The following is an 11,991-nucleotide window of genomic DNA, read 5'->3' as shown; positions in this document are numbered from 1 at the left end:
GTGACGTAACACGGCGGCCGCGAGCCGCGCCTCCCGGCAGACTGGACCCGATGGACTGGCAGACGACACCCGAGGACTCCGTGCCGTCCACCCTCGTGCCCGGCACCGAACTCGGCACGCTCGGGAAGCCTCCCGTGACGGGTGCGTGGCGCCCGGGCGACCACCCCGGTGCGCGGCACTTCGAGGCCCTCGGCGAGCAGTGGGTGCGCGGCGGCCGGATCCCCGCGGTCCGGGTCGCGTACGAGACCTGGGGCACCCTGTCGCCGGAGCGTGACAACGCCGTCCTGGTCTTCCACGCGCTGACGGGCGACTCGCACGTCGCCGGGCTCCCGGGGCCGGGCCACCGGACCGCCGGCTGGTGGGGCGACGTCGTCGGCCCGGGCCGCGCGATCGACACCGACCGCTGGTTCGTGATCGCACCGAACATGCTCGGCGGCTGCCAGGGCACGACCGGTCCGTCCTCGGTGTCCCCGGACGGTCTCGAGTGGGGGTCGCGGTTCCCGTTCGTGACCGTGCGCGACCAGGTTGCCGTGCAGGCGCAGCTCGCCGACCGGCTCGGCATCGACACGTTCGCGGCGGTCGTCGGCGGCTCGATGGGCGGCATGCACGCTCTCGAGTTCGCCGTCGCACACCCGTCACGGGTGCAGCGGTTGGCGGTGCTCGCCTCGACGGCGCAGACCACGGCGGACCAGATCGCGGCGAACTCGCTCCAGCGCGCGGCGATCCAGATGGACCCCGCGTTCGCCGGTGGCGACTACTACGAGGCCGATGCCGGCGAGGGACCCCACCGCGGACTCGCCCTCGCACGGCGGATGGCCCTGATGACGTACCGCGCCTCGGACGAGCTCAACGGCCGGTTCGCCCGGTCGTGGCAGAGCGACGTCTCCCCGCTCGGCGACGACGGGCGCTTCTCGGTGGAGAGCTACCTCGACTTCCACGGCAACAAGTTCACCCGGCGCTTCGACGCCTCCACGTACGTGACGCTCTCCCACGCCATGGACTCGCACGACGTCGGGGCCGGCCGCGGCGGGGTGTCGGCTGCCCTCGCGCAGATCACGGCGCGGACGCTCGTCGTCGGTGTCTCGAGCGACCGGCTGTTCCCGATCGAGGACCAGCACCGGATCGCGGCGGGCGTCCCGGACACGCTCGACGGCGACCGTGCCGCGGTGATCGAGAGCGAGTTCGGGCACGACGGGTTCCTGATCGAGCACGAGGCCGTCGGTGCACACCTGCGTCGCCTGTTGGACTGAGGACCCTCACCCATTCACATAACGCGTGCAATAACGATCCCGACACCATCCGACACGACCAGGCGCGCCGAACACCCCCCAACGGGTGTCGCGCGTGGAATGATGGCGTGGTGCCCGGGCTGACCGAGGCTCGGTTTTCCCTCACACCACGTCACCAACCAGGACACCGATGGACTTCATCGCACAGGAACGCGACCGCTTGCTGCGGTCGACGACCCGTGTCGTGGGCATCGTCTGCGCCCTGGTGTCGGTCATCGGCATCGTCAGCGCCCTCGCGGTGCCGATCATCCCCCTGCTCGGCGCCCTGGCCTGCATCGCCATCATGGTCGGCGGCTTCCTCGTCTTCGGGTGGAACGGGTCGGTGTGGTGGACGGCGCTCATCCTCGCGTCCGGGCTCGGCGCACTCGCGCTCCTGTTCTTCGGCGTCGACGACACGGTCCGTCCGGTCATCGCGAGCGCCGTGGTGCCCCTCGCGGCCGGCAGCATCTCCGCCCCGCTCATGGCGCAGCGCGGCCAGCCCGTCGGACTCGGCCTCACCATCGCGGCCGGTGCCGCCGTCGTCGTCGGGATCGTCTGGGCCAGCGGCAGCATCCTCGCCGCGCCCGTCACCGGTGCTCTGCTCGGCTGGGTCCTCATCGCGGTCGTCACCATCTGGATCTCCCGCGCCATCCCGAGGGTGGCACGCCGCATCTACAGCATCGGCACCGCGCACCGCGCCGAACGCCAGGCCAGCGAGACCGAGGCCCAGCGACGCCAGGGCGCCCGGCTCCTGCACGACACCGTGCTCGCGACCCTGACGCTCCTGGCGCACTCCGGGGTCGGTGTCTCCGAGCAGGCGATGCGCGAACAGGCCGCCGAGGACGCCCGACTCCTCCGCCACCTCCGCCTCGGTGCGACGCCGCAGCCACAGCAGTCCGGCGACTACTCGCTCACCCGCGAAGAGGAGTCCCCCCTCGGGCAGACCCTCGAGTCCGTCAAGCAGCGCTTCGGCCGCATGGGCCTCGAGGTCAGCTGGCACGGCACCGGGCAGGTGCTGCTGCCGTCCCACGTGCTCGACGCGTTCCTGCTCGCCCTGGGTGAGTGCCTCGAGAACGTCCGTCGTCACGCCGGGGTCGGCGAGGCGCACGTCACGATCGTGCACGACAACGAGATGGTCCGGGCGATGGTCACCGACTCCGGTGTCGGCTTCGACCTCACCCACGTCAGCGCCGAGCGTCTCGGTTTCAAGGAGAGCGTCGTGAACCGGCTCCGCGAGGTCGGCGGCGACGCGAAGCTCTTCTCCGCGCCGGGCTCCGGCACGACCGTCGTGCTGGAGGCGCCGCGATGACCCGCATCCCCGAGGACACCATCAGCCACGGCCTCCCCGGCGAGACCGTGCAGCCCGCCCCGCGGACCCGACGGGAGGCCCGTGAGCGCTACCGGGGAAGCGAGCGTCGGCAGGCGCGCGGCCTCCCCTCCACCTCCACCGGTGCGCGGTCGCTGCGGCAGGCCGCGAAGCCCGGTGCCTCGCTCGGCGCCGGGTACCTCGGTCTCGGCGCGGCGGTGCTCACCGGGATCGAGGCCGTCGCCGGCATCGTCTTCTTCCTCATCCGCTGGACCGAGTTCACCGACCCGTGGTTGCCCGCAGCGGCCTGGGCGTTGTACCTCGTCGCGGCCGTGGGGGTCGGGCTGAGCCTCCTCACGTACGGGGAGCGCCTCACCGGCCTCGCGTTCGTCCTCATCTGCGTCGTCCTCGCCTGCGTGGTCACACTCGACTTCGTCGGCATCTGGCCCGAACACGACCTCGCACACACCGCCTCCGCCTCGGTCGCGGCCGGGTTCGCCCTGCTCCCGGTGGCGACACTGCGGCCCGCCCGCGAGGTCGCTGCCGCCATCGCCGTCCTCGGCCTGGCGTTCGTCGGGATGGCGATCGCCTCGACCCCGATCACGAGCGACACGATGCCCGCCCTGGTCTCCACGCTCGCACTGGTCACGGTGCCGCCGTCGATCGCGATCTTCGTCGTGCACCGGTTCCGGCAGCTCGTGCAGCGGGAACTCGACCGCGTCCTGACGCAGAGCAACGTGCAGGCACCGCAGTTCGCCGTCGGCATGCTCGCCTCGGACGAGCTCGCCCGCCTCGACCTCGCCGCCGAGAAGCTCCTCGACGCTGTCGCCAACGGCAGCGACCCCCTGCCACTGTCGGACGCCTCGGCCTCGGTCGCGTCCTCGCTCGCGACCGAGCTCCGTCTGCACCTCATCGAGGGCCGTCGCGAGACCTGGCTGTACCACGCCATCACCGAGTCGGACAACCTCGGCCGGTCCGTCAGCGTCGCCGATCCGCAGTCGCTCGCCGGCCACCTCTCCCCCGCACAGCGCGACGGTCTGCTGCAGGCGCTCTGGCAGATGGTCGGCGTCGCCGAGGGCCGCAGCTCCCAGGCCGGGTCGCCCGTCGTCTCGGTCACCCTCGGCCCGGTCGGCTCGGACGGGCACCCCGTCACCGACGAGACCATGGACGTCCCGATCGTCTTCGAGTCCCGCGGCGTCCCCCGCCGCCGACTCGGTCCGACCGCCTGGAGCGCGCTCCAGCGGATCGGCCCCTACACCGACTCCGTCCGTGACGGAGCACTCCACGTCGTCGCGCACTGCGTCGTGAACCGACATCCGTCGATGTAGTCGTCGCACGGAACCGGCTGGGCCCGAACTGCCGGACACCCTGACCAGCCTGCCCGTGTCACGTGGCCCGTCCCCCTAGGATCGGCCACGACCGCCCCCGAGAAAGGACGCCACCATGGCGACTCCAGAGGAACCGATCCGACTCGCGCTCGTCGACGACCACAGGATGCTCCTCGGCGCGCTCACCGAGTGGATCCGCAGCGCCGCCGACGACATCACGCTCGTCGCCGCTGTCACGACCTGGCCCGAGCTGCTCACCAGCCCGGCGTTCCCGGTGGACGTGGTGCTGCTCGACCTGGACCTCAAGGACTCCATCCCGGTCTCGCTGAAGATCTCGACGCTCAAGACCGCCGGCGTGAAGACCGTCGTCATGAGCACGTACTCCGAGCCGAACGTCGTCCGCGAGGCCCTGGCATCCGGCGCCCTCGGCTACCTCGTGAAGAGCGAGGACGCGGACATGATCGTCGAGGCGATCCGTGCCGCCCAGCGTGGCGAGCAGTACGTGTCGGCAGAACTCGACCTGGCGATCAACAGCGGTGACGTCGGCGGCGTGCCGAAGCTCAGCGCCCAGGAGCGTCGCGTCATGGCCCTGTACGGCGGCGGCGAGCCCGTGAAGAGCGTCGCGTACCAGCTCGGCATCTCCGAGGAGACCGCGAAGAGCTACCTCAAGCGCATCCGCGAGAAGTACCGCGTCGCCGGCTTCGACGTCGGCACGAAGGTGGCGCTCCGGAAGCGTGCGATCACCGACGGCATCATCGTCCAGGACGGCAGCCCGCTGGGCCTGTAGTGCGCTCGTTCGACTGAGCAGAAATCGTCGGGTCCCGAAAAGAGACCCGACGATTTCTGCTCACTGGATGCGGTCTGCCGCACCACGTGACGGCCTGGAGGCGCGGTGCGGGGCGGACGCGTGCCTCCAGGCCGGTGGGTGGTCGCGCCCCACGCGACGCCGCGCGCTGCGCGCGCGTCAGACCAGCGGGATCGGCGCGGTGATCGGGCCGGTGGACGGCGACGGCGAACGCAGGGCCGCACGGCGGGTGCTGCGGCGTTCGGCACCGTAGCTGACCATCGTCATCAGGACTCCGAGCAGCGCCAGCACGATGCCGAGCCACCCCGGGGCCTTGAACCCGAACCCGGCCGCGATGACCGCGCCACCGAGGGCCGCACCGATCGAGTTGCCGATGTTGAACGCTGAGTGGTTGAGCGCCGCCGCGATGGTGCGCGCGTCACCGGCGACGTCCATCAGGCGGGACTGCACCGCCGGCGGGATCGCGGACGACGTCGCCCCGAGCAGGAACGCTCCGAGGAAGATGCCCCACACCCACTGCGCGGTGAGCACGGTGACGAGGAGGGCCCCGATCAGCGCGAACATGCCGACGTAGATCGTGCGCTTGACGCTGTGGTCGGCGAGGTGGCCACCGAGGATCCCGCCGATGACCATGCCGATGCCGACGACCACGAGGACGAGCGGCACGAACGACTCCGACAGCCCGGTGACGTTCTGCACGAGCGGCGAGATGTACGAGTAGACGGCGAAGAACCCGCCGAAGCCGACCGCGCCGAGGCCCATGACCATCCAGACCTGCGGCACGCGGAAGGCGCGGAGCTCCCGGCCGATCGTCGCGTGCTCGTCCCGGGCGCTGCGCGGTACGAAGGCCCACACCGCGAGGAAGGTCAGCGCGAACAGCACGGCGACGACGCCGTACGCGATCCGCCAGCTGGCGACCTGTCCGACCCAGGTGATCGACGGCACGCCCACGACGTTCGCGACGGACAGGCCGAGCAGCACCATCGCGATGCCCTTGCCGCGCTTGCCCGGGCCCATGATGTCGCCAGCCACGATCGACGCGATGCCGAAGTACGCGCCGTGCGGCAGCCCCGCGACGAAGCGGGCCACGAGCACCAGGCCGAACGACGGCAGGACTGCGCTCGCCACCGTCGCCAGGACGAACCCGACGAGCAGCACGAGGATCAGGCCCTTGCGCGGGAACTTCGCCGACATCGCCGCGATCGTGGGCGCACCCACGACGACGCCGAGGGCGTACGCGCTGACGAGCCAGCCGGCGTGGGCGATCCCGGCGTCCGGGTCGATGCCGTACTGGTGCGGCAGGAGCGCCTGGGCGATGTTCGGCAGGAGGCCCATCGCGACGAACTCGGTCGAACCGATGGCGAACCCGCCGAGGGCGAGGGCGATGAGCGCGAGTGCGCGGCGCGCAGGCGTGAGCTGGGACATGGTGCCTGTTTCGGGACGGGAGGAGCGGGACGGGTTCCGGACGTCGACTCGCGTGAGTCGGCTGGGAACGTCGGTGCGCGTGGTCGCCGCACCGGGCCTCCGATCCGATGGTCTCGGGACGACGGGGCCGGAGCAGCCTGCGCCGCGACCCGACCAGGTGGAGGGCGGTCCTGGTTCAGCGGCGAACGGGGACGACCGGGCGCTGCGAGCGTCCGGTCTCAGCAGTGTAGACCGCTCCAAACCCCCAACGGAAGTCCGGCGGACGAATCGATTCGACCCGTGTCAGGCGGCGCGACGCTCGACCTGCGCAGGAGCGGCGGCGACGAGCCCGGGGAGCTCGTCACGGTGGACCCAGCCGGCGCCGCACTCGGTGCAGCTCGCCCAAGCGTGTTTCCCTGCTTCGTCCGTGTCGATGACGACCGTTCGCAGGTCGCAGTCGGGGCACCAGCCGTCGTGCATCATCACGCGCTCCTCGTCGTCGTCGTGTGGACGCCACTCGCGTCCGACACCGACAGGACACACCCGACCACCGACATCCGTGGGAGGCGCCCGGCGTGTCGCCTCAGCGCAAGCACGACGGTCATTCGCCGAGCGCCGCCTCGAGCCGCTCGAGCTTGCCGTCGATCTCACCGGTGTGACCGGGGCGGATGTCGGCCTTCAGCACGAGCGACACCCGGGTGCCGTACGCGCCGACGGCCTCGGTGGCGCGCTTGACGACGTCCATGACCTCGTCCCACTCCCCCTCGACCTCGGTGAACATCGACGAGGTGCGGTTCGGCAGGCCGCTCTCGCGCACGACCCGCACGGCCGCGGCGACGGCGTCATGGACGGAGCCGTCCGAGGTTGCGGCAGGACCACCGGACGGGGCGACGGAGAACGCGACGATCATGCGTCCATCCTGCCCGGGGTGACGACCGCACGCCCAGCCGCCGGGCGCGCCGCCCCGAGTCCCAGCCGGACGATCGCGACGACGCTCCACACGAGCACGCCGACCTCGAGGGCGTTCCGGAGCGTCAGCACGACGAGGATCCACGGTTGCACGGTGAGCACCTGGTCGTAGAACCCGGGGTAGATGACCTGGGTGAGCAGGGCCATCGGGATCGCGGCCACCGCGACCGGCAGGAAGCGCCGGGCGCTCGGACGGCCGGCGACGAGCCCCCACACGATCGGCACGGCGAACCACCCGATGTACTGCGGCGACCCCACCTTGTTGGTGGCGACGAGCGCTGCGACGAACAGCAGTGCGAGCAGCGGCGCGGCCTCGGCGCGGTGGGCACCGCGGCGGACGGCCCACAGCGCGAGCACGACCCCGGCCACGACGACCGCGGCCATCAGGGGCGTGGACACCGCAGCGGCTGCGTGCGTCCCGGCGCCGGAGACCTCGAACGTCAGGATCTCCTGGTTGTAGTAGACCGCGGCCCCGGGCACCCCGAAGGCCGCCGCCCACATGAACGGCGTCGCGAGGGGCGCCTCGATCTGCAGGGCACGCCCGGTCTGCTGCCCGACGAACGACAGCAGGTGCGCCGCTCCCCCGTACAGGACGTCGACGAGGACGATGAGCGCCGTGAGCACGAGCGCACCGGCGAGGACCCCGCGTCGGTGCCCGCGCCGGAGCAGCAGGAGCACCCCGACGAGCGCCGCGGGCCACACCTTCGTCCAGGCTCCGGCGGTGAACAGCGCCGAGGCGACCGCAGGCCGCGTCGCGACGAAGGCCACGCCGATCAGGGCGAGCACGGTGGCGACGGTGTCGATGCGCCCGAGCCCGATCGGTCCGAGGGCGAGCAGGAACGCCAGCCACCACCACACGACGCGCACGCCGAGGCCCCGGAACCGCCAGAGGAACCCGCACGCGACCGCGTCCAGCACGATCATCAGGACGAGCCAGCCGGTGCCGATCGACGCGACGCCGCCGAGCGCCGCGGCGGCCATCGGCACAATCGCGAGGATCGGGTACACCCAGTCCTCGTCGATGCCGACCCAGAAGTGGGACGCGTGCCCGGTCTCGATCCACCGCCGGTAGGTGATGGTGACGTCGCCGAGCGGCAGGTTCGCCGAGATCGACGTCAGCCACCAGAGCACCGCGTGCACGGCCACGAACGCCACGGCGAAGCCGACCACCTCGAGCCACCGCGTCCTCTGCACCGGACGAGCGTAGCGGCAGCACACACGCGAGCCGCTCGGAAGACAAGCACTGGGAAGACACAGCGCTTCCCGAGCATGACGTGTCACCGTTCTGCTCGTGACCACCGACACCCCGCGCAAGCGCCGCAAGGCCGTCATCTGGATATCCGTCATCGCCGCCGTCGTCGTCATCGGCGTCGTCGCGGCGATCGTCGGCACGAACCTCTACACGAGCAGCGAGAACGCGAAGGCCTCGGCAACGCCGTCCGTCGCCGCGAGTCGTGCGCCGTCGACGATCGACGACTCGGACCTGTCCGGCGAGTGGACCGTCGGCGGGGACTCCGAGGCCGGCTACCGCGTCCACGAGGTCCTCAACGGCTCGGACGTCACCGTGACCGGTCGCACCGACAGCGTCACCGGCAGCGCGACCGTCGACGGGACCTCGATCACGAAGGCGACCATCACCGTGCAGGTCGCGGACCTCGCCACGGACTCGAACCAGCGCGACTCGTACTTCCGCGACTCGGCGATGGACACGTCGGCGTTCCCCACCGCGACGTTCGAGCTCACCGAGCCGGTCGCGGACGCGGTGCCGAGCGGCTCCGGCACGACGAAGGTCGAGGCGTCCGGCAACCTCACCCTGCACGGCGTGACGAAGGCGGTCACCGCGACGCTCGAGGTCGGCCTGAACGGGGACGGCGTCGACATCTCCGGCTCGATCCCGATCACGTTCTCCGACTACGGCGTGCAGGCCCCGAGCCTCGGCTTCGTGAAGGTCGACGACGCCGGTGCCGTCGAGTTCCTCGTGCACGCCACCCCCGGGAGCTGACGCCGGGCGTTCCCGTCCACCGGACTGGAGGCGCGGTGCCAGCCCGCACCGCGCCTCCAGTCCGGCATCCGGTCGCGTCTTACGAGGCGACATGCGCGCTGTCGTGCGACGTCGGACTTGTCGCAGCCGCGCGCGCACGACTCTTGCGTCCGCAACGAACGACTTCCGCGCTGTCGTACGACGTCGGACTTGTCGTCCCGAGTCGGCCGCGCCGGGCCCGCACCCGCGCCTACCCCCGCGCGTCACCCTCGACGACGAGGTCCCGCACCACGCCCGGCAGCTGCTCGATCAGCGCCGCCATCGTGAACGGCCCGCCGCCGGACGCCCGCCGCGCCGCGATCCCGTGCACCACCGCGGCCGAAGCGGCCAGGTGCGCCAGGTCCGACAGCGACAACGACGACCCGGACGCCTCCGCGGCACCCTGCCGAGCCGCCACGAGCGCCCCGAGCACCCCGCCGAGGACGTCACCGGCCCCCGCGGCCGCGAGCCACGGCGTCGCCGACGAGGCCACCAGCCGCACCGATCCGTCCGGCGTCGCCACGTGCGTGGCGGACCCCTTCAGGAGCACGACGCTCCCGGTCTGCGCCGCGGCTCGGAGTGCGGCCGCTGCCGGGTCCTTCTCGATCGACTCCCGCGACTCGCGCAGGACGCCGGCGAGCTCCCCCGCGTGCGGCGTCAGCACCGCCAGCGGTCCGAGTTCGACGAGCGGGATCGCACCGGCGTCCACGACGACCGGGACACCGTCGTCCGAGGCGTGCGTGAAGCCCGAGGCGGTCGTGTCGTCCAGGTCGCCGAGCGACGACGCCGAGATCCCCGAGCCGACGAGCCAGGCCTGCACCCGCCCGATCCCGGCGACGACTTCGGGACGCCGTGCGAGCACGTGGTCGGACGCCCGCGACGGGCCGACGTACCGGACCATGCCGACACCGGTGTGCACCGCGGCGTCGACGCCCATGACAGCGGCACCCGGGTACTGGTCGGAGCCGGTGGCGACGCCGAGCACCCCGCGTCGGTACTTCGTCGAGTCGCCGTGCGGGGCGGTGGTCCAGGCGGCGGCGTCGGTCGGGGCGAAGGGGACGAAGTCGTTCACGAACGCCACGTTACGGTGGAGCGCATGAGCCTGTTCCTGCCTGGTCGCGTGGTGGTCTTCGACTACGGCGAGGTGATCAGCCGGACACCGCACGCCTCGCGGGACGCCCTCGTCGCAGCGACCGGGGTGCCGGCGGACGAGCTGTTCCCCGTCTACCAGGAGCTCCGGCACGACCTGGACCGCGGCGACCTGTCCGTCCTCGACTACTGGCGGGCGATCGCCGCTCGCACCGGCCGGACGTGGAGCACCACCGACATCCACCGCTTCTGGGCGATCGACTTCACGGGCTGGTTCGAGGTCGAGCCGGAGACCCTCGCCATCGTCGAGGAACTGCACGACGCCGGCACCCGGGTCGCCCTGCTGTCGAACGCCGGGTTCGACTTCGGCGACCCGTACCGTCGGTCCCCGATGGGCTCGCTGTTCGAGACCGTGGTGGTGAGCGCCGAGGAGCACGTCCTGAAGCCCGACGCCTCGATCTACCGCGACACGTGTGCGCGCCTGGGAATCGACGCGGCGCAGATGGTGTTCGTCGACAACAGGGCCGAGAACGCCGCCGGTGCGGAAGCGATCGGGGCGGTCGGCCACCACTACACGTCGCCCGCCGGGCTGCGCGCGTTCCTCCAGGGACTCGCCGACAGCGGCGCGACCGCCGAGAAGGAGTCCGCGTGACGCACGCCCTGTTCGAACCGATCACCATCCGCGACCTGACCGTCCGCAACCGCATCTGGGTCTCCCCGATGTGCCAGTACTCGGTCGAGGCGCAGGACGGCGTGCCGACGCCGTGGCACCTCGTGCACCTCGGCGGGTTCGCCAAGGGCGGTGCCGGCGCGGTCGTGGTCGAGGCCACCGGCGTGGTGCCCGAGGGTCGGATCAGCCCGCAGGACCTCGGGCTGTGGAACGACGAGCAGCGCGACGCCTTCCGTCCGATCGTCGACTTCATCCACTCGCAGGGTGCCGCCGCCGGCGTCCAGCTCGCCCACGCCGGCCGCAAGGCGTCGACGTTCCGACCGTGGGAGTCGACGCACGGCTCCGTCCCGGCGGACCAGGGCGGCTGGAACACCGTGGCGCCCTCGGCGGTCGCCTTCGACGGGTACGCCGAGCCGCGCGAGCTCGCCACCGAGGACATCCGCGTCGTGGCCCTGGCCTTCGCCGCCGCCGCACGCCGCTCGGTCGAGGCCGGGTTCGACCTCGTCGAGCTGCACGCCGCCCACGGGTACCTGCTGCACCAGTTCCTCTCGCCGCTGAGCAACCACCGGACCGACTCGTACGGCGGCTCGCTCGAGAACCGCGCCCGCGCCCTGCTCGAGGTACTGGACGCCGTCCGCGCCGAGGTCGGCGAGGGCTTCCCGGTCGTCGTCAGGTTCTCCGCCACCGACTGGGTCGAGGGCGGGCTGACGCTCGAGGAGACCACGCAGGTCGCACGCTGGGCCGCCGAGCACGGTGCCGACCTCGCGGACGTCTCGACAGGCGGCAACGCGGCCAGCGCCCCGATCCCGGTCGGGCCCGGCTACCAGGTCCCGCACGCCGCGGCGATCAAGCGCGACGCCGGCATCGGCACGATCGCGGTCGGGATGATCTCGGAGGCGTTCCAGGCCGAGCAGATCGTCGCCACCGGGCAGGCGGACGTCGTGATGGTCGGACGGGAGTTCCTCCGCGACCCGGCGTTCCCGCTCCGCGCCGCCGTCGAGCTCGGCGTGACCGTGGACTACGAGCCGCAGCAGTACCACCGCGCGCGCGTCACGGCGTAGGCCGACCCGAGCAAGGCGGGTCGGGCCCCCCCCGGCCGCACCGGGGGCGGCCCGGGGGGGCGGCCCGCCGC

12 protein-coding genes are annotated in these 11,991 nt (G+C 72.1%); 7 read left to right on the top strand and 5 right to left on the bottom strand.

Annotated features, from left to right (window positions below):
* Positions 1–50 precede the first annotated feature (50 nt).
* The 4 genes from metX (at position 51) to FS532_RS00600 (ending at position 4,689) form a co-directional block, all read left to right on the top strand.
* Positions 51–1,250, top strand: coding sequence for a homoserine O-acetyltransferase MetX (gene metX, locus FS532_RS00615; RefSeq protein ID WP_144749435.1), 1,200 nt, complete (start codon positions 51–53; stop codon positions 1,248–1,250).
* Positions 1,251–1,419: 169 nt separating this feature from the next.
* Positions 1,420–2,577 (top strand): ATP-binding protein, encoded by a 1,158-nt coding sequence (locus tag FS532_RS00610; RefSeq protein WP_144749433.1) that lies wholly within the window; start codon positions 1,420–1,422, stop codon positions 2,575–2,577.
* Positions 2,574–3,902 (top strand): cytochrome d ubiquinol oxidase subunit II, encoded by a 1,329-nt coding sequence (locus tag FS532_RS00605; protein ID WP_144749431.1) that lies wholly within the window; start codon positions 2,574–2,576, stop codon positions 3,900–3,902. Before FS532_RS00610 ends, FS532_RS00605 begins: the two co-directional genes overlap by 4 nt.
* Before the next feature lie 115 nt (positions 3,903–4,017).
* Positions 4,018–4,689, top strand: coding sequence for a response regulator (locus FS532_RS00600; RefSeq protein WP_079236281.1), 672 nt, complete (start codon positions 4,018–4,020; stop codon positions 4,687–4,689).
* A gap of 177 nt (positions 4,690–4,866) precedes the next feature.
* On the opposite strand, the gene FS532_RS00595 is transcribed toward FS532_RS00600, so the two are convergent.
* From FS532_RS00595 to FS532_RS00580, 4 genes are all read right to left on the bottom strand, one after another.
* Positions 4,867–6,132, bottom strand: coding sequence for an MFS transporter (locus FS532_RS00595; protein WP_144749429.1), 1,266 nt, complete (start codon positions 6,130–6,132; stop codon positions 4,867–4,869).
* 282 nt (positions 6,133–6,414) lie between these two features.
* Complete coding sequence (locus FS532_RS00590; RefSeq protein WP_144749427.1) at positions 6,415–6,594, bottom strand: hypothetical protein; 180 nt, start codon at positions 6,592–6,594, stop codon at positions 6,415–6,417.
* 118 nt (positions 6,595–6,712) lie between these two features.
* Entirely contained in the window at positions 6,713–7,021 is a 309-nt protein-coding gene (locus FS532_RS00585) for a thiamine-binding protein (protein WP_128780034.1), read from the bottom strand.
* On the bottom strand, positions 7,018–8,274 hold the full coding sequence (locus FS532_RS00580) for a glycosyltransferase 87 family protein (RefSeq protein WP_186321852.1): 1,257 nt from the start codon (positions 8,272–8,274) through the stop codon (positions 7,018–7,020). The genes FS532_RS00585 and FS532_RS00580 overlap by 4 nt, the downstream gene beginning before the upstream one ends.
* 97 nt (positions 8,275–8,371) lie before the next feature.
* Between FS532_RS00580 and FS532_RS00575 the strand changes: the two genes are divergently transcribed.
* Positions 8,372–9,082, top strand: a complete 711-nt coding sequence (locus tag FS532_RS00575; RefSeq protein WP_186321851.1) for a YceI family protein — start codon at positions 8,372–8,374, stop codon at positions 9,080–9,082.
* Between the two features lie 229 nt (positions 9,083–9,311).
* Here the strand turns inward: FS532_RS00575 and FS532_RS00570 are convergent, their stop codons facing one another.
* The gene (locus tag FS532_RS00570) at positions 9,312–10,172 is read right to left on the bottom strand and encodes an ADP-dependent NAD(P)H-hydrate dehydratase (RefSeq protein WP_144749423.1); all 861 of its coding nucleotides are present in this window, start codon (positions 10,170–10,172) and stop codon (positions 9,312–9,314) included.
* 24 nt (positions 10,173–10,196) lie between these two features.
* On the opposite strand from FS532_RS00570, the gene FS532_RS00565 reads away from it, so the two are divergent.
* Complete coding sequence (locus FS532_RS00565; protein WP_144749421.1) at positions 10,197–10,841, top strand: HAD family hydrolase; 645 nt, start codon at positions 10,197–10,199, stop codon at positions 10,839–10,841.
* The gene (locus tag FS532_RS00560) at positions 10,838–11,920 is read left to right on the top strand and encodes an NADH:flavin oxidoreductase/NADH oxidase (protein ID WP_144749419.1); all 1,083 of its coding nucleotides are present in this window, start codon (positions 10,838–10,840) and stop codon (positions 11,918–11,920) included. Before FS532_RS00565 ends, FS532_RS00560 begins: the two co-directional genes overlap by 4 nt.
* Positions 11,921–11,991 lie beyond the last annotated feature (71 nt).

It is taken from the genome of Curtobacterium pusillum (assembly GCF_007673235.1).
In the GTDB taxonomy this organism is placed as follows: domain Bacteria; phylum Actinomycetota; class Actinomycetes; order Actinomycetales; family Microbacteriaceae; genus Curtobacterium; species Curtobacterium pusillum_C.
The sequence above is the reverse complement of the archived record's forward strand: the minus strand, read 5'-3'. Positions and strand labels throughout refer to the sequence as shown.

Excerpts from the sequence above, each read along its gene's own strand:
- FS532_RS00610 (WP_144749433.1), top strand. The coding sequence starts at position 1,420 with ATGGACTTCATCGCACAGGAACGCGACCGCTTGCTGCGGTCGACGACC.
- FS532_RS00595 (WP_144749429.1), bottom strand. The coding sequence starts at position 6,132 with ATGTCCCAGCTCACGCCTGCGCGCCGCGCACTCGCGCTCATCGCCCTC.
- FS532_RS00605 (WP_144749431.1), top strand. The coding sequence starts at position 2,574 with ATGACCCGCATCCCCGAGGACACCATCAGCCACGGCCTCCCCGGCGAG.
- FS532_RS00590 (WP_144749427.1), bottom strand. The coding sequence starts at position 6,594 with ATGATGCACGACGGCTGGTGCCCCGACTGCGACCTGCGAACGGTCGTC.
- FS532_RS00585 (WP_128780034.1), bottom strand. The coding sequence starts at position 7,021 with ATGATCGTCGCGTTCTCCGTCGCCCCGTCCGGTGGTCCTGCCGCAACC.
- metX (WP_144749435.1), top strand. The coding sequence starts at position 51 with ATGGACTGGCAGACGACACCCGAGGACTCCGTGCCGTCCACCCTCGTG.
- FS532_RS00565 (WP_144749421.1), top strand. The coding sequence starts at position 10,197 with ATGAGCCTGTTCCTGCCTGGTCGCGTGGTGGTCTTCGACTACGGCGAG.
- FS532_RS00600 (WP_079236281.1), top strand. The coding sequence starts at position 4,018 with ATGGCGACTCCAGAGGAACCGATCCGACTCGCGCTCGTCGACGACCAC.